Source organism: Planosporangium spinosum (genome assembly GCF_049999945.1).
Taxonomy (GTDB): Bacteria; Actinomycetota; Actinomycetes; order Mycobacteriales; family Micromonosporaceae; genus Planosporangium; species Planosporangium spinosum.
Genome location: NZ_JBLYUB010000041.1, coordinates 1 through 22,127, shown reverse-complemented (window position 1 = coordinate 22,127; position 22,127 = coordinate 1). Strand labels below are relative to the sequence as shown.

Sequence of the window (22,127 nt, the reverse complement as noted above, 5' to 3'; positions counted from 1 at the left end):
TTTGATCGTCACCGCCGGGCGGCCGGGCGTCCCCGTCGGACTACCAGCCCCCTGAGGACGATCGCTGTCCGCACACATGCGCTCGCGGGTCGTCACCGGTCGCCCTCCTCGCCCGCGTCCCGCGCCTCGACCGTGAACGTCGTGGTCAGGACCTTGCCGTCGGCGGCGCGGAACTGCCCCCACAGCCGGTACAGGCCGGGGCGGGGAAAGTCGGCGTGCAGCCCGAGTTCGGGGCCGAAGACCTGGCCCGGCAGGGCGAACACCGGCCGGCCCCGATCGTCGGAGACCTCCGCGTGCTCGTGGGCGAACCCGCTCGCGTCGACCGGCATCACGACCACGTGGCCGGCGGCGGCGAGGTACGGCCGCAGGGTGTCGATCGGCCGGCCGGTCGCGGCGTCGGTGAAGCGGTACGTGAGGCGGCTGCCCGAGCCGACCTCGGCGTCGCCGTCGAGGGTGACCCGGATGCCGTCGGCGATCTGCTCGCGCGGAGACAACGACGGCTTGTCGTGGATGACCTGTGCGGGGTCGCCCACCGCGACATCGTGGCGTTCGACGAGGTCGACCATCTCGCCGCGCCGCTTGAACTCGGTGTGGATGATGTACCGGCCGTCGGTCGGGAAGGTCAGCCGGACGGTGAACTCACCGGGCCGGCCGGCGGGCTCCGGGTGGACGTGCGCGAAGGTGGCCAGGTCGTCGCGGACCGCGATGAAGTGCATCCAGGCCTCGTGACTGCGGCCGATGTCGTCGATCGCGCGGCCGGTCCCGGCGTCCGTCACCCGGATGCGGACGGTGGCCGGCTTCCCGGGTACGACGTCGTCGGGGACCTGGACGGCGACCTTCACACCGGCGTCCGCGGCGTGCCGGGGCTCGCTGTCGGTGGTCATCATGACGCTCATCGCCGGACGCATCGGCATGCCGGTGCCCTGTACCCAGGCCAGCACCCCGTTCATGCCGCGCTGGGCGGTGTCGGTGCGGCTCAGCGCGGTCAGGCCGGCGCCGACCGCCACCGCGAGAACGGCGATGCCGGTGAGGTACGCGTAGTCGGCGATCCTGGCCCACAGCCGGGGGCGCACCGGCCCGGCCGTGCCGGGTTGCCGGAAGCCGCGCAGTCGCAGGGCGTTCGTGACGACGCTGACCGAGCTCATCGCCATGGCCGCGGCGGCCAGCGACGGGTCCAGCAGCACCCCGCCCCACGGGTAGAGCACGCCGGCCGCGACCGGGATCAGCAGCACGTTGTAGCCGAACGCCCAGACCAGGCCCTGCTTGATCGTGGTCACGGTACGCCGGGACAGGGCGATCGCCGACACGATCCCGCGCAGGTCGCCACCGACGAGGGTGATGTCCGAGGCGGCGATTGCCACATCGGTACCGGTACCGATCGCGATGCCGAGGTCGGCGGTGGCCAGCGCCGGCGCGTCGTTGATCCCGTCGCCGACCATGGCGACCACGGCGCCGCCGCGCTGCAGCTCGGCGATCCGGGCGGCCTTGTCCTCGGGACGCACGTCGGCGATGACCCGCCCCGCGGCGCCCGCGCCGCCGGACGCGGACTCCGTGATGCCGACCTGACGGGCGACCACCTCGGCGGTGACCCGGTTGTCGCCGGTGAGCATCCACACCTCCAGGCCCAGTGCCTGAAGCTGCTCGACGGCTTCGCGGGCGCCGGGCTTGACGGTGTCGGCCACGGCGATCACGCCGGCCAGCCGCCCGTCGAGCGCGACGTACATCGGGGTCGCCCCCTCGGCCGCCACCGCGTCGGCGGTCGCCGCCAGGTCGGCGGTGTCCCCGCCGCCGACCGTGTCGATTCCGTCGGCCCTGTCGACCCCAGCGACGCCGTCGACCCTGTCGACCCCAGCGACGCCGTGGCGGCGCATCAGCGCGGCGTTGCCGATGACGACGGCCCGTCCGGCGACGCGCGCCTCCACGCCGTGACCCGGAACGGCCTCGAAGGACTCGGTCGCCGGCAGGGCGAGCCCGCGGTCGCGGGCCCACGCGACGATCGCCTCCCCGAGCGGGTGCTCCGATCCGATCTCGGCCGCCGCCGCGTACCGGACCAGCTCGTCCGGGTCGGTGCCGGCGTTCGCCTCGACCCGGGTCACGCCGGGGCGGCCGAGGGTGAGGGTGCCGGTCTTGTCCAGGACGACCGTGGTCAACCGGCGGGCCTGTTCGAGCGCCTCACCGCCGGAGATCAGGATCCCCAGCTCGGCCGCCTTGCCGGTACCCACCATGATGGCCGTCGGCGTGGCCAGGCCGAGAGCGCAGGGGCAGGCGATGATCAGTACGGCCATGGCGGTGCCGATGCCGAAGGCGAGCCGCCCCTGGTCCGGGCCGAACACGGCCCACACCCCGAACGTGACGGCCGCGAGGGCGATGACGACCGGGACGAACCAGGCCGAGACCTGGTCGACCAGTCGCTGCATGGGCGCCTTCGACCCCTGGGCGTCCTCGACCAACCGCACGATCTGGGCCAGGGTGGTGTCGCGCCCGACCGCGGTGGCCCGCATGACGACCGAACCGGTGCGGTTGAGCGTCGAGCCGATCAGCGGGTCGCCGGCGCCCTTGGCCACCGGCAGGCTCTCCCCCGTGATCATGCTCTCGTCCACCGTGGAGGACCCGTCGGTGACGACCCCGTCGACCGGGACCTTCTCGCCGGGGCGTACCCGTACGAGGTCACCCACGGCGACCTGCTCGACCGGCAGCTCGACCTCGGCGTCCCCACGCAGCACCCGGGCGGTGCGCGACTGCAGCCCCAGCAGGGCCTTGATCGCGGTCGCCGTCCGCCCCTTGGCGCGGGCCTCCATCCAGCGGCCCATCAGTACCAGCGCGACGACCACGACCGAGATCTCGAAGTACACGTGCAGCGGCAGCCCGTACCGCTCGGCGACCGCCGGCCACAGGGTGACGAACGCGCTGTACCCGTACGCCACGGTGGTACCGAGGGCGACCAGCGTGTTCATGGTGACCGCACCGTGCCGCCCGGCCGCCCAGGCCGCCCGGTAGAAGACCCGGCCGGCCCAGAACTGCACCACCGTGGCCACGACCAGCAGCAGCGGCATCAGCCAGTCCATCGCGTCGACCGGCAGCGGCAGGTACATCAGCACCATCATCGCCAGCCCGACCGGGAGGGTGACCTGCCACTTCCGCCTCAGGTCGGTGATCTCGCGGTCGCGCTCCCGCTCCCGGTCCCGGCCGGCGGGGTCGGCCCCGGCCGGGACCGCGCCGTCGGAGGCGCCGTCGGGGACGTACCGGGAGGGGCGGGGCGTCGCCGTGTACCCGGCCTTGCCCACCGCCTCGGTGAGCGCCTCTACCGGGACGCGGGCGGGGTCGTACGTGACGGTGGCGACCTCGGTGGCGAGGTTCACCTCGGCCAGCTCGACGCCCTCGACGCGCTTCAGTGCCCGCTCCACCCGTCCGACACAGGACGCACAGGTCATGCCGCCGATCTCCAGCGTGCGGGAGACCGTCGTCGCTGTCGCCATCGCCGTCACTCCTCATTGGTCCGCTGGCCCGCCGGTGCGGGCCGTCGATTGCCGAGGCTCCCCGCCGGCACTGTCCCGCCGCTGCCCGTCCGCTGTCCGTACCGGCCGAGGGCCGTCCCGCGGCGACGTCCCGGGAACAGCAGGCGGACAGCGCGGGCGCGCAACCTGCTGTCATCCCGGCGGGCCGACCCGGCCCGCCGCTGTCGGAGCAGAGGAGCATCCCGTGAACCAACTCGTCCTGTCCGTGCCCGGCATCAGCTGCGGCCACTGCGCCAACGCCATCCGCACCGAGGTCGGCGAGGTGGCCGGCGTCCAGACCGTGGACGTGGACATCGCCGCGAAGACCGTCACGGTGACCGGCCCGGCAGATCCCGTCGCGGTACGGGCGGCCGTCGCCGAGGCCGGCTACGAAGCCGCCTGAGCGTGCGGAGGATCCACATCATGGACACCACACTCGATGTCCTGGTCGTCGGTGGCGGCCAGGCCGGGCTCGCGCTCGGCTACCACCTGCGACGCGCCGGGCGCCGCTTCGCCATCGTGGACGCCCACCCCCGGGTGGGCGACGCGTGGCGGCGGCGTTGGGACTCCCTGACGCTGTTCACCCCCCGCCGGTACGACGCGCTGCCGGGCCGGCCGTTCCCCGGCGACCCGGACGGGCACCCGGGCAAGGACGAGGTCGCCGACTACCTCGAGGGGTACGCACGCCACTTCGACCTGCCGGTGCACCTGAACTGCCGGGTGACCGCGGTACGCCCCCGGACCCCCGCCGGTTTCACCGTCGAGACCTCGACGGGAACGTTCACCGCGACCGCCGTCGTGGTCGCGGCCGGCCCGTTCCGCACGCCCCGGGTCCCGGACTTCGGTGGCCGGCTCGCCCCCGAGGTCGTGCAGTTGCACAGCAGCGACTACCGGCGGCCCGGGCAGCTGCCCGGCGGCGAGGTGCTCGTGGTCGGCGCCGGCAACACCGGCGTACAGATCGCCGGCGAACTCGCCGACCACGGGCGACGGGTGTCGCTGTCGGCCGGGACGCTCGGCCGGGCGTTCCCGCAGCGGTGGCTGGGCCGGGACATCTTCTGGTGGTTCGACCGGCTCGGCACGATGAGGCTGAGCGGCGACAGCCGGATCGGGCGCCGGCTGAAGGAGCAGAACACCATCATCGGTACCGACCTGGGCCGGCTGCTGGAGCGCGTGCGCCGGGTGGAGCGGGCGGTGGGCGCCGACGGGCGCGATGTCGTCCTGGCCGACGGTTCCCGCCACCGCCCGGACGCCGTCGTGTGGGCGACCGGGTTCCGCCCGCACTACCCCTGGCTGGACGTACCCGTGCTGGACGACCGCGGCGCGCCCGTGCACCGCGAGGGGCTCACCGACTGGCCCGGGCTGTACTTCCTGGGCCTGCCGTGGCAGCGGTCCCGCGGCTCGGCCGTGCTGGGCTGGGTCGGGCGGGACGCGGCGGTCCTGGCCGACCGGCTGGCCGCGCACGCGGCGGCCCCGGCCGACCGGATGATCGGCGACTCACCGGTCGTCCGGCTCTGAGCAGGGCCGACGCTCAGTACCATAGGGCCGACTCCTCGGTCACCAGGACAGCCCGAGGTGCTAGCCGGGCAGTGACGAGGAGCAGCATGACGATGCACGGCCGTCCGGACGACGGGCAGCCCGGGACGACCGTGACGTTCGGCGTCCTGGGCCCCGTCGAGGTGCAGGCGCCCGGCACCGCGCCCACCGCGCTGCCACCGTCGGTGCGGGCGCTGCTGGCCCGCCTGGTGCTCGCCGCCGGCCGCGTGGTCTCCGTCGACACCCTGACCGACGCGTTGTGGGGCGAAGACCTGCCGGCCGACGCCACGAACGCGTTGCAGATCCGGGTGTCCAAACTCCGCCGGGCCCTCGCGGGCGTCGGGGTCGGCGGCGACGTCGTGGTCACCCGCGCCCCCGGCTACCAGCTCGCCGTACCCGCCGCGGCGGTGGACGCGCACCGGTTCGAGGAGCTCGTGGGCCGGGCCCGCGCGGCAGCGGCGGCCGGCGAGGTCGCACCGGCGCTGGCGCACCTCGACGAGGCGCTGGGCCTGTGGCGGGGCCCGGCGCTGGCCGACGTCGGCGACACCGAGTGGGCCCTCGCGGAGAGCGCCCGGTGGGCGGAACTGCGGCTGGGCGCGGTCGAGGACCGGCTGGAGCTGCTGTTGGAGGCCGGCCGACACACCGAGGCGATCCCCGACCTGGAACGGCTGGTCACCGACCACCCGCTGCGCGAGCGGCTGCACCGCCTGCTGATGCTGGCGCTGTACCGGGGCGGCCGGCAGGCCGACGCGCTGGCCGCCTACCAGGCGCTGCGCCGGCACTTGGCCGACGAGCTCGGGATCGACCCGGCACCGGAGATCCAGGCCCTTTCCGAAGCGATCCTGCGCCAACAGGTACCCACCCGACCTCATCAAGATCAACCCAACGTGACGAGCACGGCGAGCACGGCGCCCGCGGCGCCCCGGGCGAGCACGGCGCCGGTGGCGCCTGCCGCACCCGTCGCGCCGGCAACTGGTGACGGCGCGCCGGTCCGCGACCGGCTGCCCCAGCGACTGTCCTCGGTGGTCGGCCGGCACGACGACGTGACCACGGCGGTGCGGCGGCTGCACGAGGCGCGGGTGGTCACCCTGACCGGCCCCGGTGGCGTCGGCAAGACCACCCTGGCGCTGGAGGTCGCGCACCGGGCCGGCGAGCTGCCCGCCGAGGAGGTGCGCCTGATCCGGCTGGCCGCCCTGGAGCCCGGTTCCGACGTCGCGGAGGCCGTCGCCGCCCAGCTCGGGCTGGTGACGACCGGGCCGGGTACGGCCGCGGCCGACGCCGTCGTCGAGCACCTGGCGCCGCGCCGCGCCGCGCTCGTCATGGACAACTGCGAGCACGTCGTCGACGCCGTGGCGACCCTGGTGGAACGGATGGTCGAGTCCTGCCCCGCGGTGACGGTCCTGGCGACCAGCCGGGAGGCGCTGGCCGTCCCGGGCGAGGTCCAGATGGCGGTCGGCCCGCTCTCCGTACCCGACGACACGGACGACCCGGCGGCGATCGCGCAGGCGCCGGCGGTACGGCTGTTCCTCGACCGGGCCCGCGCGGTGCGCCCCTCCTTCACCCTCGACGCCGAGACCGCGCCGGTCGTGGCGTCCATCTGCCGCCAGCTCGACGGCATGCCACTGGCCATCGAACTGGCCGCGGCACGGATCAAGGCACTGTCGGCCGCGGACATCGAGGCCCGGCTGCGGGACCGGTTCTCGCTGCTGACCTCGGGGCCACGTACCAGCGAGGCGCGGCACCGCACGCTGCGGGCCACCCTGGACTGGAGCCACCAGCTGCTGTCGGACGCCGAGCGCGGGCTGCTGCGGCGGCTGGCGGTGTTCCGGGGCGGGTGGACCCTGGCCGCCGCGGAGGAGGTGTGCGGCTTCGCCGGCATCGACACCGCGGACGTGCTCGACCTGCTGTTCCGGTTGGTCGACCGGTCCCTTGTGGTCCCCGAGCCGGCGACCGGGCGGTTCCGGCTGCTGGTCACGGTCCGCGAGTACGCCTGGGGTCGGTTGACCGAAGCCGGCGAGGTTGACGCCTGCCGGAAGCGCCACCTGGACCACTACACACGGCTGGCCGAGGAGTACAGCCTGCAGGTCGGGTTCGAACCCGCCCGGGCGCGCCTGACCGAGGAGTACGACAACCTGCGCGCGGCGGTGGACCGCGCCCTCGAAGGCACCGCTGACGACGTCGACACCGGACTGCGGCTGGCGTGCGCGCTGGTCTGGTACTGGAACTACGGGCTGCGCTTCGAGGGCACGCGCGCGCTGACCGCCCTGCTGGATACCGGTGGCGGGTCCACCGGCCTGCGCGCCCGCGCGCTCCAGGGGTTGGGGCTGCTCCACGTCTACTACCCGACGCCGCGCTCGCGGGCCGCCGCCCGGGAGAGCCTCGCGCTGTTCGAGGAGCTCGGCGACGTCCGGAACGCCGCGATGTCGCGGCTGGTGGTGGCCTGGGAGGGCCAGTACGTCGGGGACACCGACGAGTACCGCGCCATGATCAAGCAGAGCCGGGACGAACTGGGCGACTCGGACGGCGGGTGGTGGCTGTTCATGACCCACTATCTCGAAGCCCTGCTGGACCTGCGCCTGGGCGAGTTCGACGCGTCGGAACGGGCGTGGCGGCGCAGCCTCGACCTCGCCCGGGTGGCGGGTGACCGGATCATGATTAGCGCGATCCTGGCGCATCTGGGTGTCGCCCTGCGCGAATCCGGGCGGCACGCGGAGGCCCTGACGGACCTGCGCAAGGCCGTCGACGAGGTGCGGGACCGGGCGTCGCTGCACGGGCTCGCCTTCTCGCTCGTCCACCTGGCACACACCCTGCTCGACGTGGGGGACGACGACGGCGTGCCGGCGCTGCTCGCGGAGGCCGACGAGGTCGCCCGCCGGGCACAGAACCCGCGCTGCCAGGCGTGGGCGGCGTGGGGCCGGGCCCGCATCGCCCACGCGCGCGGCCACGCCGCGGTGGCCGCCGACGAGTGCCGCACCGCGGTCACGCTGCTGGAGGAGCGCGAGTTCCCCTGGGCGAGGGCCCGGCTGTGGTCGCTGCTGGCCGACTGCGCCGACGCCGCCGGGCGGCCGGACGAGGCCGTACGCGCGCGGCAGGCCGCAGCGAACGTGGACACCAGCGCTGAGCCGGTCGTTCCGTAGCCGGTCGTCCCGTAGCGGGACGGCCGGCTACGGAACGGCCGGCCGCGGACGACCCCGGTCACGGGGGCCGTCGGTTCAGCCGTCGTCGTCGGCCGCCCGGCAGCCACCGAAGCCGCCGGCCTCCAACGCCGCCACGACCACCCGCGCGTCGGCGTCACCGCACACCCGCAGCAGCCCACGCACCGCGTCGACCTCCAGCGACACGACGCCCGGCACGTCCCGGACCCGGCGGCTGACGGTACGGACACACCGCCGGCACAGCCCGGTCGGTAGGGGGACGACCACCGCGCCGGCGGGGTCCGGATGGGCCGCTCGGCGGCTGCGTTCCTGCATGGCTCCAGGGTGTCCGGCGGTACTGGCGGTCGGCTGTCCACCGGCTGTTCGCCGCGGCCGGCGCGGCGGTGCCGGTCCGGTCCCCGGCCAGCGCACGGACAGGTCGAACCGCGATCCTGCACCTACCACGAATTCGAGGAGATCACCATGAGTACGTCCGCGACCTCCGTCCGCCGCGCGGGCCCGGCCGACGCCGATACCGTCCTGACCCTGGTCCGCGAACTCGCCGCGCACCAGGACCAACTGGAGCACGTCACCGTCACCGCCGACCGCTGGCGCGACCTGCTGGCCCGGCCGGACGTCATCGTCCTCGTCGCCGAACGCGACGGCGAACCCCTCGGGTACGTGTCGGTGCTGCGCCAGGTCAACTTCTGGGCCGGCCGCGACATCCTGGCCCTCGACGACCTGTACGTGCGCGCGGCGGCGCGCAACGACGGTGTCGGCCGGCTGCTGATGGCCGAGGTGGCGCGCCTCGCCGCGCCGGAGGAGCTGATCGTGCGGTGGGAGGTCAACCCCGACAACCACGCCGCCCAGCGGTTCTACACCCGGCTCGGCGCGGCGCTGCGTACCAAGGTCATCGCCGGCTGGGGTCCCCACCGGTACCGCGAGATCGCCGCGCCGTAGAGCCCCGTGACGGCAAGCCCCTGACGAAAGGACACGCATCATGTTGACGATCGGCTTGCTCGGCGGGATGAGCTGGGAGAGCAGCGCCGAGTACTACCGCCTGGCCAACGAGCTGGTCCGCGACCGGCTCGGCGGCCTGCACTCGGCGCGCTGCCTGCTGTACTCGGTGGACTTCGCCGAGATCGCGGCGATGCAGGCGGCGGGGCGCTGGGACGACGCCGCCGAGGCACTCGCCACCGCGGCCAGGTCCCTGGAGACCGCGGGCGCGGACCTGGTGCTGGTGTGCACCAACACCATGCACAAGGTCGCCACGCGGATCGCGCAGGCGGTGGACGTCCCGCTGCTGCACATCGTGGACGTCACGGCGGACGCCGTCCGGGCCGCCGGCGTCACGACCGTGGGGCTGCTGGGCACCAGGTTCACCATGGAGCAGGACTTCTACACCGACCGGCTGGCCGCCCACGGGCTGACCGTCGTGGTCCCGGAGGAGGCCGACCGGGAGCTGGTCCACCGGGTCATCTTCGAGGAACTCTGCCGCGGGGTGGTCGACGACGCCTCGCGCGCCGCGTACCGCGACGTCATCTCCCGGCTGGTCGACCGGGGCGCGCAGGGGGTGATCCTCGGCTGCACCGAGATCGAGCTGCTCATCGGCGCGGACGACAGCCCGGTGCCGGTGTTCCCGACCACCCGCATCCACGTCGAGGCCGCCGTCGACCGGGCGCTCGCCGGGCCGCTCGCCGGGCGCGCCGGCTGACGGTGGGCGCCGGGCACGTCCCGGCCTCACGACCCGCGCAATGTCGCGAACATTGCTGCTATCCCGCATGAGGTAGCAGCAATGTTTGCGACATTGCAGGGATCCTGGGCGCACGCCCGGTGTCGACCGCTCAACGCCGGGCGTGGGCGATCCCCGGCCGCAGCGCCACGTCGCGCTCCGGGTACACGCCGGGCGCGACCCCGCGGACGGCCGCGTTGACCACCTCGGCGAGGTGGACCGGGCGGCGCCCGGTGTGGGCGTCCTCGATCTGGGTGCGGCAGGAGAACCCGTCGGCCAGGATCAGGGTGTCCGGGTCGGCGTCGCGCACGGCCGGCAGCAGCACCCGCTCGGCGCAGGCGAGGGACACGTCGCGATGGTTCGGCGTCATACCGAAGTTGCCGGCCAGGCCGCAGCAGCCGGACTCGAGCACCTCCGCGTCCAGGCCGATGCGCGCCATCAGGTCGGCGTCGGCGTCGAAACCCATGATGGCGTGCTGGTGGCAGTGGGTCTGCACGATCGCCTTCGGCCGACCACCGCCGTGGTGGCCGGGCCCGTCGGCACCGGGCAGGGTCGGGGTGAACTCCGGCGCCCGCTCGGTGAGCAGTTCGGCAAGCGTCTTCGTCTGCGCGGCCAACCGCTCGATGTCGGCGCTGTGGCCGAGCAGGTCGCGGACGTCGGCGCGGAGCACCGCCGTACAGGACGGCTCCAGCCCCACCACCGGCACCCCGGCGTGCAGGTACGGTGCGAGCACGTCCACGGTGCGGCGCAGGACCCGCCGGGCGGTGCCGAGCTGCCCGGTGGAGATCCAGGTCAGGCCGCAGCAGACCGGCGTACCGGGCAGGACCACCTGGAACCCGGCGGCCTCCAGCACGCCGACGGCGGCGGCCGCGATGCCGGGTGCGAAGCGGATGGTGAAGGTGTCCGGCCACAGCAGGACCGGGCCGCGGTCGCCACTGCCCCGGGGCACGCGCCGGGTCAGCCACGACGCGAACCGGGCCCGGGCGAACCGGGGCAGCTCGCGCTGCGGGTCGATGCCGGCCAGGCGCTTGGCGACGCCGGACAGTACCGGCGCGTGGGCGATGGCGTCGGCGACGCCGGGCGCGTACGAGGCGACGGCCGCCGCCACCGGCAGCCAGCCGAGCGAGTAGTGGTCGCGGGGGCGGATCCGGCGCTCGTAGTGGTGGGACAGGAACTCGACCTTGTAGGTGGCCATGTCCACGTCGACCGGGCAGTCCCGCTTGCAGCCCTTGCAGGCCAGGCACAGGTCGAGGGCGTCGTGGACGGCCTCGTCGCGCCAGCCGTCGGTGAGCGTACGGCCGGTCACCATCTCGAACAGCAGCCGGGCCCGGCCGCGGGTGGAGTGCTGTTCGTCGCGGGTGACCATGTAGCTCGGACACATGACGCCCTCGCCGCCGGAGCGGCGGCACTTGCCCACGCCGACGCAGCGGCTGGCGGCCCGCGCGAAGCTGTTGTCGTCGGCGACGTACCGGAAGTACGTCTCCGGCTCGGCCGGTGCGTAGTCGGGGCCCAACCGGAGCTGGCCATCGAGCGGGTTGGCGTGCACGACCTTGCCGGGGTTCATCCGGTTGTCCGGGTCGAAGATCTCCTTGAACTCCTCGAACACCCGCACCATGTCGGCGCCGTACATCTTCGCCAGCAGCTCGCCGCGGGCCTGACCGTCGCCGTGCTCGCCGGACAGCGAACCGCCGTAGGACACGCACAGGTCGGCCGCGCGCTCGATGAACCGCCGGAAGTCGTCCACCCCGTCGGCGGTGACCAGGTCGAACGGGATGCGGGTGTGCACGCAGCCGTGCCCGAAGTGCCCGTACAGGCTCGCGCTGCCGTACCCGAACGCCGCCTGCAGCTCGCCCAGGTCGCGTAGGTAGTCGGCGAGGTGCTCGGGCGGGACGGCCGAATCCTCCCAACCCGGCCAGGTGTCGGGCTGGTCCGGCACCCGGGCCGTGGCGCCCAGCCCGCTCTCCCGTACCGTCATGATCTGCTGTTCGTGCTTCGGGTCGTCGAACATCTTGACCGTCGGCGGGTGGTCGCTCCGGCGCATCGCCGCGATCAGATCGTGCGCCGCGCCGGCCACCTCGTCGGCGCTGTCCCCGCCGAGCACCACCATCAGCCAGCCACCGCCGTCCGGCAGCAGGTGCAGCGCTTCCGGGTGCATGCGCTTGCGCTTCTCGAAGCCGATCAGCTTGTCGTCGATGCCCTCCAGGATGAAGGGCCGGTGTTCGTTGACCTCGGGCACGGCGCGGGCGGCGGCCACGATGTCGGGGAAGCCGAGCAGGACCATCGCCTTGTGCCGGGGTTCGGGCAGCAGCGCGATCTCCGCCCGCAGCACGGTCACGCAGGTGGACTCGGTACCGACGAGCGCCTGGGCGACCTGGAGGTCGTACTCCGGCAGCAGCGCCGGCAGGTTGTAGCCGGAGATGCGCCGGGGCAGCTTCGGGAAGTTCCGGATGCCGTCGGCGTGCCGGTCGCGCAGCGCGCGCAGCCGGCGGTGGATGTCGGCCGGCCGGCCGCCCTCGGCCAGGATCTTTTCGTACCGCTCGTCGGAGGTGGGGCCGACCCACATCCGGGTGCCGTTGTAGGTGAGCACCTCCAGGCGGCGGACGTTGGCCGCGGTGGTGCCGCTCCACTGCGCGGTCGAGCCGCACGAGTTGTTGCCGATCATCCCGCCGAGCGTGCAGTGACTGTGGGTGGCCGGCTTCGGCCCGAAGACCAGGTTGTCGTACCGGCGGGCCTGGGCGTTGAAGTCGTCGAGGACGACGCCGGGCTGCACCACCGCGGTGCGGCTGTCCGGGTCGATCGACTCGACCGCGGTCAGGTGCTTGGAGAAGTCCACGACCACGGCGACGTTGCAGCACTCCCCCGCCAGGCTCGTGCCGCCGCCGCGCGACAGTACCGGGACGCCGTACTCCCGGCAGGTTTCCACGCAGGTGACCACGTCGTCGAGGGTGCGCGGCACCACCACGCCGATCGGCACCTGCCGGTAGTTGGAGGCGTCGGTGGCGTACAGTGCCCGGGTACCGTCGTCGAAGCGCACCCCACCGTCGATGCGCGCCCGCAGGTCGCGGGCCAGCCGGTCGGCGTCGGCGCGCGCCTGCGACTCCACCTCGCGGACGGCCGGGGTCCGCAGTGCGACACCCGCCATCTCAGACCCCCTTCAACTGCTCGATCTTGTCCTTGAACAGGGTGGTCGCGATCGACGCCTTGTGTGGCTGCCCGCGCAGGAACGCCGCGGCGAAGTGCTTGGCCTGGTCGTAGGTCACCTTGCCGGGCATCGGCGGCTCGTTCGGGTCGACCGCGACGTCGACCAGCGCCGGCCCCGGATAGGCGAACGCCTCCCGCAGCGCCGTCTGCAGGTCGCCGGCCTTGTCGACATGCACGGCATGCCCACCGCAGCCACGCGCCCAGGCCGAGAAGTCCGGCCTCGGCGCACCGAACCGGACCCCGAACTCCGGGTACCCCAGCACCATCTGCTCCCACAGGATCTGCCCCAGGGAGTTGTTGTTGTTGACCACGACCTTGATCGGCAACCCGTACCGGGCGGCGGTGTGGAACTCCGCCATGAGCATCGCGAACCCACCGTCGCCCTGGTAGGCGATCACCTGCCGGCCCGGGTGGGCGATCTGGATCGCGATCGCGTACGGCAGACCCGGCGCCATCGTCGCCAGGTTGCCCGACAGGTAGAACTCCCGCCGGCCCCGGATGTCCCAGTGCCGCGCCGCCCACGTCGCGATCGTGCCCGAGTCACAGGTCAGCACCGCGTCGTCGGTGGCCACCCGGTCGATCATCGCCGCCAGGTACTGCGGGGCGATCGGATCCCGCTCCGGGTTCTCCAACGCCGCCATCTTGGCCCGCCAGTCGCGCATCTTGCCCTGGTAACGCTCCAGAAGCCCCCGGCTGGTCCGCGGTTCCAGCAGCGGCAACAACGCCTCCAGCGTCGCACCCACATCCCCGACCAGCGGTACCTCGGTCGGCAGCCGCAGCCCGGCCCGGACCGGGTCGATCTCGACCTGGACCACCTTGACCTTGCCCGGGGTGGGCAGGTGCTTGGTGTACGGGAAGTTCGTGCCCAGCATGACCAGGGTGTCGATCTCGTCGACCAGTTCCTCGCTCGGCCCGGTACCCAGCAGGCCGAGCCCGCCGGTGGTGTACGGCGAATCGTCGGGCAGCACCATCTTCCCCGGCAACGTCTTGATCACCGGAGCGTCCAGGGCCTGCGCCAGCCGCTGGACGAGCGCACCGGCGCCCCGGGCCCCGACCCCGGCCAGGATCGCGATCCGGCCGCCCACGTTGAGCAGGTCCGCGGCGCGCTGGAGGTCGTCGGCGCGTGGGCGTACCGGCGGGGGCAGGTACACCGGTGCGGTCGCCGGCGGCGTGGCCGGCGCGACCAGTTCGTACGGCTGCTCACCGGCCTCGGCCACCTGGATGTCGTTGGGCACGGTCAGGTGCGCCACTCCCCGCCGCGCGTACGCGGTGCGGATCGCCACGTCCACCAGCCCGGGTATCTGCGCCGGGTTGACCACCATCTGGTCGTACACCGACACGTCCTCGTAGAACCGGTCCAGGTGCACCTCCTGCTGGTAGCCGGTACCCAGCACGGCCGTCTCCTGCATACCGGTGATCGCCAGCACCGGGGCATGGTCGAGCTTCGCGTCGTACAGACCGTTGGCCAGGTGGATCCCGCCCGGGCCGGAGGTGGCCAGGCACACCCCGATCCGGCCGGTGGCCTTGGCGTACGCGGTGGCCATGAACGCCGCCGCCTCCTCGTGGTGCACGAGGACGAAGCTCACCCGGTCGGTGTTTCGACGCAGGCCCTCCATGATCCCGTTGATGCCGTCGCCCGGCAGCCCGAACACCGTGTCCACGCCCCAGTCGGCCAGCCGGGAGACCAGCGCCTCGGATGTGATAGCAGCCATGCGGCGGGCTTACCCCGACCCGGTGCTTCAAACGGGTCCCTGGTCCGGCATCCGGCGGGTCTTTCGCCGTAACTCAGCAGGTGGCTGAGGAGTTGTCCACGCGTCCGCGCCCTCCCGTGCGGCTCACCGGGGCCCGATCTCGACCACCCGCGCCCACGTCGGCGGCGGGTCCGGCCGGTACTCGGGGTCGTCCTCGTCCCACGCCGGCTTCTGTCGGGGGAACAGTCCCACCACCGTCCGGCACGGTGGCCGCGAGTCCGGCCAGGGTGTCTGCCCGTCGGTCAGGACCACGACGACGTCCGGCCGGGGCGCGGTCCGCAGTGCCCGGGCGAAGCCGGTACGCAGGTCCGTGCCTCCGCCGCCCACCAGCGGGATGTCCGCGGACCGGCACAGCGGGTGCACGACCTGGGCCGCCGCGTCGCATGACAGCACGGTGACCAGGTCGCGCCGGCCGCCCACGGCACGGGAGATCGCGGCGACCTCGAGGAGCGCGCTGCCCAGTTCGGTGTCGCTGACCGACCCGGACGTGTCGACGACCACGCAGACCCGGGGCGGCCTGCGGCGCAGGCTCGGCAGGACGACCCCGGGTACCCCGGCGGAGCGCCGCGACGGCCGGCCGTACGTGTAGTCCTCACCCACGCCCGGGGCGGAGGCCGCCGACCGGACCGCCGCGCCCAGCAGCTCCCGCCACGGCTGCGGCGGGTGGAACGCCTCCTCCGCCCACCGCCGCCATCCCTTCGGGACGTTCCCGGGATGGCCGGTGATGCCCTCCGCCACCCGGAACCGCACCGCGTCCCGTTCCTGCGCGCTGAGGCCGTGCGCACCGTCCGGGCCCAGCTCCCACTCCCGCTCCAGCCCGTCGGCGCCGCTGCCGCAGTCCAGCCAGACCAGGTTCTGCGGGTACGGCCCGAGCCGGAACCTGCGGAGGTACTCCTCCATCAGCTCCCCCTCGGGCAGGCCAAGGGATCCCGGCTCGACGGCGCCCTCGGGCCGGGCCAACCCGTCGCCGAACACGTCGTCGTTGATCTCGCAGTCGGCGGCGATGTTCATCCGTAGCCGCTCCCCCGGCCCGGTCAATCCGCGGTCCCGCGCGACCCGGTCGCTGCGCCCGTGATGGTCGCGCAGCAGGTGCGACACCTCGTGTACCCACACCCCGGCGAGTTCCTCCACCGGGGTCCGGTCCACGAACGCCGGCGAGACGTAGCACCGCCAGTACCGGTCCACAGCCATCGTCGGTACCCACCGCGACTCCACCACGTGCAGGGCGAACAGCGCCGTCGCCAGGTAGGGCCGGACCCGGGCGGCGTGCAGCCGGGCGGTGAAGAGCTTGTCGAGGTCCAGGGTCCCCGGCGCGTCGGCGGTCATCGGCGGGTACCCGCGGCCGCCGCGATCCGGGCCGCGGCCCGGTCCGCCCGCTGGGACAGGGACACCACCCCGGCGAGCCGCTCGAGCGAGGCCGGAAGCTCCCAGTCCTCGTGACGCAGCGCGGCGAGGGTGGTCGCGGGGACGACCACCAGGTCCGGGGCTCCGGTCTCCAGTGCCCGGACCAGCAGGGCCCACGCCGCGTCCCAGCGGGACTTCTCCGGGCGCCGACGAACCGCCTCCACCACACCGTCGAGCACCGCCTGGCGGAGGTCTCCCCGTTCGGGCAGGGCGGCTCCCGCCGGGTCGGCCAACAGCGCCTCGGGGTCCGGGAGGTCCATCCGGTCCAGGCTGGCCAGCAACTCCAGTCCCGGGCCGTCCCCCACGGTGCCTCTGACCAGCATCGACAGCACCTCCCGAGAGGTGCCCGCCGCGGTCGCGAAGGCGATCAGGCGCAGGGTCATCTCCCAGCTCCGGGGTGACGGCCAGGGGCCGCCCCGGTTGGCCTCGTTGCTGGGCAACCGGTGTACCAGTCCCGGGCGGGCGGACAGCAGCCCGCACACCGCACGGCGGGCGACGGTGACCGCCTCCGACAATCGCTCCGGATCCAGCCGGGGAAGTGCCGCCCGGGGCCAGGTGCCGCCCAGGCCGCGTACCACGACCTCATGGTCGTGGGTCCACTGGAGATGGACGAAGCGGTTGGCCAGCGGCGGGCTCAGCTCCCAGCCGTCGGCCGCCGAGGATCGCGGGTTGGCGGCGGCCACGATCCGGATCCCGGGCGGCAGTCGCAGGGCGCCGATCCGCCGTTCGAGTACGAGGCGGAGCAGCGCGGCCTGCACGGCCGGCGGCGCGGTGGACAGCTCGTCGAGGAACAACAGCCCTCGGCCGACCCGTACCAGGCGCACGGCCCAGTCCGGCGGGGCCATCGGGACGCCCTGTACCGCGGGGTCGGCACCGACGACGGGCAGCCCCGAGAAGTCGGACGGCTCGTGCACACTGGCGATCACCGTGGTGAGCGGCAGGTCGAGGGTGGCGGCGAGTTGGGTCAGGGCCGCGGTCTTGCCGATCCCCGGTTCACCCCACAGGAGTACGGGCAGGTCGGCGGCGACCGCCAGGGTCAGGGCCGCCAACTGGGTGTCGGAGCGGGGTTCGGTGGTGGTGTCGCTCAGCAGGGCGAGCAGCTGCGCGGCGACGTCGAGCTGGGCGACGTGGGTAACCGTCGTGGACGTGGGCATGGTCGATCACCTGTGGATTCGTGAAGGGGCGGAGGAAGGCGGTACGGGGGCGCGGCCCGCTGGTCAGCGGTACGTGGCGTGGCGCGGGTGCGTACGGTGGTCACGGGTACCGCGGCAGTGCGGGTCACGGGTACGGCGACGGTCCGGGGCGACCGGGCCGGGCCCGGACCCGACCAGTCCCGCCCGGAACAGCCCGTACGGGATCCGCCGCAGCGCGGCCGTTTCCAGTTCGTCGCGCAGCGCGCCGACGCGCAGTAGCGCGTCGGGTCCGAGCAGGCCCTCGACCACGGACAACGCACCGGCCGTGTCACCGTGGTCCAGGCGCGCGCGGACGTCGTCGAGGCATTCCGGGTGGCGGTGTGCCTCGTCGATCGCCTGCAGGCACGGAATTGGAGTACCGGTCAGCGCGGCCAGCAGCTCCTCCCGGCGAACCTCGGCCGGGTCGTGGTCCAGCGGGGCTAGTACCCCATCGACCAGGCCGATCCGGTGCCGGGCTCCCCGGCACTCCACGAGGCGCGGCCGCCCCACCCGATCCGGCTCCCGTGGCGGGCCGGCCGGTGGATGATCCGGTACCAGTGCCGCCGCGACCAGCGGATGGAGCCGATCGGCGTCGATCAGTCCGCTGTGGAGCAGTTCCAGGTCGGGCGGCACCCACGTCGCCGCGTCGGGCAGCACCGGCAGCCTGGCTGCGCCGTCCCTGGTGGACGCTGCCGTGATCCGCGCGGTGGGCGGCCCGAGGCCGTCCCCGCCCGCGACCACGTCCAGGATGAGCCGGTGCCGGGCTCCGAGCCGCACGGCGACGGTGCCGTTGGCCCGCCCCTCGGCACGGAGCAGGATCGCCGCCTCGGCCGGCCACCTGTGCACGGCGCAGCGGCCGCCGCGCGGCACCACGCCCGACGGATCGGGGGGCGTCGCCGGGAAGTCGTCGCCCGCCAGCCGATCCGCCCCCGACCGGACCCGCAGCTCGTCGGCCCGGCGCGCGTCCCACAGATGGCGGTGCAGGTCGAGGCGGAACCGCCGGTCGGGACGGGGATGCGGATGAGAGCAGGATTCCTCCCCGGCACGGGATCCGTCCCACAGCGCGAGGCTCATCCGCTGACCGGCGTCGGCCCAGGCCGGCGGAGTTCGGACCACGAGGTGTACCGAGCCGGCACCGTCGCGCCCCGCCGGCTCGTACCGGGCCAGCGAGATGGTCAGTCCGGGGCGCAGCAACCCGTCAGGAGCGACCCTCGGCATCTGCCACCGCAGCAGGTCGGGAGCCAGGTGGCGGAGATCGGCCCGGACCCGGGCGGCGAGTTCCCGACCGTAGGCGCGGGCCGCCGAGCGCACACTGAGATCGACGTCGATGCGCGCGGCGGCGCACGCCCCGGCCCAGTCACCGACACGGCGACGGTCGGTCGCAGACTCGATCATTGACGGCGGCACGGCGAACTCGCGCACGCGCAGCCAGAGGGAAAGGCGAGAATCCGCAGTCGCGGCCCGGGAGCGCATCAGCACTCACCTTGCGCGAACGGGACCCCCAATCTGCCATGAGAAGGAGTCATCATCGCGAGGGAGCATACAGTTCCCCGAACCAGGTCCGCCAGATGTCCGCCGACCGGATCCGCGTCGGTTCCCGGAGCAGCGCCGTCCATAGTGGATGCCCTCCCCCGGGCGGTTTCCGGCCGCGCACCGCGACCGCCGTACCGCTCGGAGGCCGCCGACGCCGCCGGTCCGGGTCGCAGCGGTCTGACCAGCGGCGCCGGCTCCTACCAGGGATCCGCGCGTTGTCGCATGCCGTCGGCCGCGTCGACAGCCCAGGCCGAGGTGGTCAGCCGCGCCAGAAAACCGGACGGGGTCTGCGCCATCTCCATCCGGTCGCATCGCCGCCGGGCCAGCCCCAGCTCCGCCGCGGCACGGCGGGGCTGTGGACGAGTCCGTTGACGGCGACCTCGTGGACCGCAGCCACGACGTCCGTCAGGGTGTGCCCGCCCACCGCCGATGTGGTGGACGTGGCCACTCGGGGGCGTTCATCGCCGCCCTCCGATCAGATCGACACCGGGGAACTCGTCGACGCCGAACAGTCGCAGGGTCCAGTCCACCGACGGTTGAGCGTCCACCAGGACCACACGCCCACCGGATTCCCGGAACCGTTGGCTGACATACAGCAGCTGGCGGCAGGCCGCCACGTCGATGAACTCCACCGCAGCGAGGTCCAGCCGTACCGCGTGGCCCCCGCTCGCGGTGGCGACCTCGGTGACAGCAGCGATCACGTTGGCGTTCCCCCGGTCGATCTGACCGCGGAGAACCAGACCGTCGGGGCCGGCCGCCATGCTGAAGGCGCAGTCCCGCAGCCGGTACCGGTGCACCGTCACCAGGTCGGGCAGCATCGTCGGTTCGGTGGTCGAATGCCGGAACTGGCACAGTACCGACACCGGCCGGGTACAGCACAGCCGGTCGATCGTGCGCTCAAGGTGGAGATGGGCCGACAGCGGCAGGGCATCGCGCGTGACGCCGACCTCGCTAGCCATCCGCACCTGCGGAAATCCTTCGGCCAACGCCCGACCCACGACCGCGTCCCGGCCACCGTCCGAAGAGAACCGATCCATCGGCAGCGTCGCCAACCGCCCGTCCGCCACCGCGGCGTCGACGTCCGCTCCTTCCGCCCGCAGTCGGTCGAGCACCGCTGCCTGGGCCGGCGTGGACGCTCCGGCGAGAACGACCTTGTCGCCGCGGCTCAGCCCGCGACGCGCCCACGTCGCCAGAGCGGACAGAAGCTCGGCGTCGGAGTGGTGCAGGAGCAGCAGATGCCCGTCCCATTCCGAACCCGGGGGCCGACCACTGATGACCTCCACCCTTCAGACGCTACTCTGCGTTACGAGATCGACACCAGCGTCGCCCGCCCGGTACGGACCGGCGTGGTTACGCCCGTCATCGGTGAGCCGGCCTCGTCACCGGCCGGGGCGTCTCGTCACCGGCCTGGCCGGCCCTGTGCGGCCACCGTCGCGTCCATCGCGACCACCGCCTCGCAGATGTCATCGGCCAACCGGCCGGAGCCCGGCACCTCGTCGTTCCTGCCGATCCACGGCCGCGGGTCACCCGCCGGAGACGTCTGCTGCACGATCTCCTCGGGGTGCGGCACGGTATCATCGATGCCCCGCGGCGTCCCGGTGTCGCCGCGCCGGTCCTCACGGTTGTCCATCGCGGCGCTCCTCGTGGCTGGGTCGGAACGGCTCGTGCGTGGTAACTCAGACCTGGTACGAAGCGGCTCGTGCCTGGTCGGTAGCGGCGCACCGCCAATCGTAGGCCGGGCGGTTAACATGGTCGGCGACCAGGCCGGAGACCGCGGCCGGTCGCGGCGGTGGGGGTGATCGTGCGGCAGGAGACCCGAGCGCCCACGAACCCGGACGCCGGCGTGCGGATCACGGTACGACGCCGGAACCCGACCCGCGTCCCGTGGACCATCCTCGGCGCCGTCTCGGCCGGCGGAGCACTCGGCGCGCTGGCCCGGTACGGGCTGGCCACCGCCTGGCCGCACCCGCCCGGCGGGTTCCCGTGGGCCACGCTGATCACCAACGTCACCGGCTGCGCGCTCATCGGCGTACTGATGGTGCTGATCACCGAGGTGTGGGCGGCGCACCGGCTGCTGCGGCCGTTCCTCGGCGTGGGCGTGCTCGGCGGGTACACCACGTTCTCCACGTACACCGTCGACATCCAGCAGCTCGTGGCGGCCGGCGCGGCCCGGACCGCGCTGGCCTACCTGGCCGGCACCCTCGCCGCCGCACTCGCCGCGGTGTACGCCGGGATCGCGCTCACCCGGCTGGCCACCCGCGACCGCCCGGCCGCGGTATCCGCCCCCGGCGTCAGGGACGCGCATGACGCGTGAGGAGCGGTCATGAAGCTCGAAGGCCCCGCCGTCCGGCTGACCATCTTCGTCGGCGAAGACGACTGCTGGCACCACAAGCCGCTCTACCACGAGATCGTCCACCGGGCCCACCGCTCCGGCCTGGCCGGCGCCACCGTGCTGCGCGGCATCGAGGGGTATGGCGCGTCCTCGCACATCCACACCACCCGGCTGCTGTCGCTGTCGGAGGACCTGCCGGTCACGATCGTCATCGTTGACGCCGAGGACCGGATACGGGCGTTCCTGCCGCAGCTGGACGAACTGGTCGCCGAGGGGCTGGTGATCGTCGAGCCGGTCGACGTGATCCGGTACGTCGGCCGCTCGGCCGAGGACGCCCGGTGACCGCCCTACTCGTCGCGCTGGGTGCCGCCGTCGGCGCGCCGCTGCGTTACCTGGTCGACCGTGCCGTTCAGTCCCGGCACGACTCGGTGTTCCCGTGGGGCACGTTCACGGTCAACGTCTCCGGCTCCTTCATCCTCGGCCTGCTCATCGGCGGCACCAGCGTGCACGCCGTACCCGGCGGCGTCGCCGCGCTGCTCGGCACCGGCCTGTGCGGCGCGCTGACCACCTACTCCACCTTCGGCTACGAAACCGTCCGGTTGGTGGCGGACGGCGCCCGGCGGTACGCGGTACTCAACGTCGCCGCCAGCGTGGCGGCCGGGCTCGCCGCGGCGTACGGCGGGATCCTGACGGCCCAGGCGGTGTGGTCCTGACTGAGCTTCCCCCCGAGGTGTGGACACCCTGACACTGGATCTTGAGTCCAGAGGAAGGGGTGTCCCCGTTGGGACGTCCGTCGAAGTACACCGACGAGTTCAAGCGCGACGCGGTGGAGCTGGTGCGC

At 73.5% G+C, this 22,127-nt stretch carries 17 protein-coding genes; 8 read left to right on the top strand and 9 right to left on the bottom strand.

From position 1 onward, the window contains the following. Positions 1-92: 92 nt before the first annotated feature. Entirely contained in the window at positions 93-3,476 is a 3,384-nt protein-coding gene (locus ACNTMW_RS32125; RefSeq protein ID WP_426637769.1) for a heavy metal translocating P-type ATPase, read from the bottom strand. 223 nt (positions 3,477-3,699) lie between these two features. On the opposite strand from ACNTMW_RS32125, the gene ACNTMW_RS32120 reads away from it, so the two are divergent. The 3 genes from ACNTMW_RS32120 (at position 3,700) to ACNTMW_RS32110 (ending at position 8,164) form a co-directional block, all read left to right on the top strand. Next, positions 3,700-3,897: a heavy-metal-associated domain-containing protein gene (locus ACNTMW_RS32120; RefSeq protein WP_426637768.1), complete on the top strand. Its 198-nt coding sequence runs from the start codon at positions 3,700-3,702 to the stop codon at positions 3,895-3,897. Between the two features lie 20 nt (positions 3,898-3,917). Beyond that, positions 3,918-5,009, top strand: a complete 1,092-nt coding sequence (locus ACNTMW_RS32115) for a flavin-containing monooxygenase (RefSeq protein ID WP_426637766.1) — start codon at positions 3,918-3,920, stop codon at positions 5,007-5,009. 86 nt (positions 5,010-5,095) lie between these two features. Further along, entirely contained in the window at positions 5,096-8,164 is a 3,069-nt protein-coding gene (locus tag ACNTMW_RS32110) for an AfsR/SARP family transcriptional regulator (protein WP_426637765.1), read from the top strand. A gap of 75 nt (positions 8,165-8,239) precedes the next feature. Here ACNTMW_RS32110 and ACNTMW_RS32105 read toward each other — a convergent pair whose 3' ends face one another. After that, on the bottom strand, positions 8,240-8,497 hold the full coding sequence (locus ACNTMW_RS32105) for a cation transporter (protein ID WP_426637764.1): 258 nt from the start codon (positions 8,495-8,497) through the stop codon (positions 8,240-8,242). Between the two features lie 147 nt (positions 8,498-8,644). On the opposite strand from ACNTMW_RS32105, the gene ACNTMW_RS32100 reads away from it, so the two are divergent. Together ACNTMW_RS32100 and ACNTMW_RS32095 are read left to right on the top strand one after the other, a co-directional pair. Continuing rightward, positions 8,645-9,121, top strand: coding sequence for a GNAT family N-acetyltransferase (locus tag ACNTMW_RS32100; RefSeq protein ID WP_426637763.1), 477 nt, complete (start codon positions 8,645-8,647; stop codon positions 9,119-9,121). Between the two features lie 40 nt (positions 9,122-9,161). Further along, on the top strand, positions 9,162-9,875 hold the full coding sequence (locus ACNTMW_RS32095) for an aspartate/glutamate racemase family protein (RefSeq protein WP_426637762.1): 714 nt from the start codon (positions 9,162-9,164) through the stop codon (positions 9,873-9,875). A 130-nt stretch (positions 9,876-10,005) separates the two neighbouring features. Here ACNTMW_RS32095 and ACNTMW_RS32090 read toward each other — a convergent pair whose 3' ends face one another. The 7 genes from ACNTMW_RS32090 to ACNTMW_RS32060 all read right to left on the bottom strand — a co-directional run bounded on the left by ACNTMW_RS32090 (position 10,006) and on the right by ACNTMW_RS32060 (position 20,584). Then, complete coding sequence (locus tag ACNTMW_RS32090; RefSeq protein ID WP_426637761.1) at positions 10,006-13,035, bottom strand: FAD-binding and (Fe-S)-binding domain-containing protein; 3,030 nt, start codon at positions 13,033-13,035, stop codon at positions 10,006-10,008. A 1-nt stretch (position 13,036) separates the two neighbouring features. Continuing rightward, positions 13,037-14,806 (bottom strand): thiamine pyrophosphate-dependent enzyme, encoded by a 1,770-nt coding sequence (locus ACNTMW_RS32085; protein WP_426637759.1) that lies wholly within the window; start codon positions 14,804-14,806, stop codon positions 13,037-13,039. Between the two features lie 123 nt (positions 14,807-14,929). Next, positions 14,930-16,171 carry a vWA domain-containing protein gene (locus ACNTMW_RS32080; RefSeq protein ID WP_426637758.1) on the bottom strand — a complete coding sequence of 414 codons (1,242 nt, stop codon included), beginning with the start codon at positions 16,169-16,171 and terminating at the stop codon, positions 14,930-14,932. After that, complete coding sequence (locus tag ACNTMW_RS32075) at positions 16,168-17,403, bottom strand: AAA family ATPase (RefSeq protein WP_426637757.1); 1,236 nt, start codon at positions 17,401-17,403, stop codon at positions 16,168-16,170. The genes ACNTMW_RS32080 and ACNTMW_RS32075 overlap by 4 nt, the downstream gene beginning before the upstream one ends. A 63-nt stretch (positions 17,404-17,466) precedes the next feature. Then, on the bottom strand, positions 17,467-18,894 hold the full coding sequence (locus ACNTMW_RS32070; protein WP_426637756.1) for a hypothetical protein: 1,428 nt from the start codon (positions 18,892-18,894) through the stop codon (positions 17,467-17,469). A 518-nt stretch (positions 18,895-19,412) separates the two neighbouring features. Next, positions 19,413-20,237 carry an MEDS domain-containing protein gene (locus tag ACNTMW_RS32065; RefSeq protein ID WP_426637755.1) on the bottom strand — a complete coding sequence of 275 codons (825 nt, stop codon included), beginning with the start codon at positions 20,235-20,237 and terminating at the stop codon, positions 19,413-19,415. A 116-nt stretch (positions 20,238-20,353) separates the two neighbouring features. Beyond that, the gene (locus ACNTMW_RS32060) at positions 20,354-20,584 is read right to left on the bottom strand and encodes a hypothetical protein (protein ID WP_426637754.1); all 231 of its coding nucleotides are present in this window, start codon (positions 20,582-20,584) and stop codon (positions 20,354-20,356) included. A gap of 159 nt (positions 20,585-20,743) precedes the next feature. On the opposite strand from ACNTMW_RS32060, the gene ACNTMW_RS32055 reads away from it, so the two are divergent. From ACNTMW_RS32055 to crcB, 3 genes are read left to right on the top strand one after another with little or no spacing between them, the layout of a single operon-like run. Beyond that, a complete protein-coding gene (locus tag ACNTMW_RS32055) occupies positions 20,744-21,268 on the top strand; it encodes a fluoride efflux transporter FluC (RefSeq protein ID WP_426637753.1) in 525 nt (174 codons plus the stop codon). A 9-nt stretch (positions 21,269-21,277) separates the two neighbouring features. After that, the gene (locus tag ACNTMW_RS32050; protein WP_426637751.1) at positions 21,278-21,628 is read left to right on the top strand and encodes a DUF190 domain-containing protein; all 351 of its coding nucleotides are present in this window, start codon (positions 21,278-21,280) and stop codon (positions 21,626-21,628) included. Beyond that, complete coding sequence (crcB, locus tag ACNTMW_RS32045; protein ID WP_426637750.1) at positions 21,625-21,999, top strand: fluoride efflux transporter CrcB; 375 nt, start codon at positions 21,625-21,627, stop codon at positions 21,997-21,999. The genes ACNTMW_RS32050 and crcB overlap by 4 nt, the downstream gene beginning before the upstream one ends. The last annotated feature ends 128 nt before the right edge of the window (positions 22,000-22,127 follow it).

Excerpts from the sequence above, each read along its gene's own strand:
- ACNTMW_RS32095 (WP_426637762.1), top strand. The coding sequence starts at position 9,162 with ATGTTGACGATCGGCTTGCTCGGCGGGATGAGCTGGGAGAGCAGCGCC.
- ACNTMW_RS32080 (WP_426637758.1), bottom strand. The coding sequence starts at position 16,171 with ATGACCGCCGACGCGCCGGGGACCCTGGACCTCGACAAGCTCTTCACC.
- ACNTMW_RS32090 (WP_426637761.1), bottom strand. The coding sequence starts at position 13,035 with ATGGCGGGTGTCGCACTGCGGACCCCGGCCGTCCGCGAGGTGGAGTCG.
- ACNTMW_RS32050 (WP_426637751.1), top strand. The coding sequence starts at position 21,278 with ATGAAGCTCGAAGGCCCCGCCGTCCGGCTGACCATCTTCGTCGGCGAA.
- ACNTMW_RS32115 (WP_426637766.1), top strand. The coding sequence starts at position 3,918 with ATGGACACCACACTCGATGTCCTGGTCGTCGGTGGCGGCCAGGCCGGG.
- ACNTMW_RS32125 (WP_426637769.1), bottom strand. The coding sequence starts at position 3,476 with ATGGCGACAGCGACGACGGTCTCCCGCACGCTGGAGATCGGCGGCATG.
- ACNTMW_RS32070 (WP_426637756.1), bottom strand. The coding sequence starts at position 18,894 with ATGCGCTCCCGGGCCGCGACTGCGGATTCTCGCCTTTCCCTCTGGCTG.
- ACNTMW_RS32075 (WP_426637757.1), bottom strand. The coding sequence starts at position 17,403 with ATGCCCACGTCCACGACGGTTACCCACGTCGCCCAGCTCGACGTCGCC.
- ACNTMW_RS32085 (WP_426637759.1), bottom strand. The coding sequence starts at position 14,806 with ATGGCTGCTATCACATCCGAGGCGCTGGTCTCCCGGCTGGCCGACTGG.
- ACNTMW_RS32100 (WP_426637763.1), top strand. The coding sequence starts at position 8,645 with ATGAGTACGTCCGCGACCTCCGTCCGCCGCGCGGGCCCGGCCGACGCC.
- ACNTMW_RS32110 (WP_426637765.1), top strand. The coding sequence starts at position 5,096 with ATGACGATGCACGGCCGTCCGGACGACGGGCAGCCCGGGACGACCGTG.
- ACNTMW_RS32105 (WP_426637764.1), bottom strand. The coding sequence starts at position 8,497 with ATGCAGGAACGCAGCCGCCGAGCGGCCCATCCGGACCCCGCCGGCGCG.
- ACNTMW_RS32060 (WP_426637754.1), bottom strand. The coding sequence starts at position 20,584 with ATGGACAACCGTGAGGACCGGCGCGGCGACACCGGGACGCCGCGGGGC.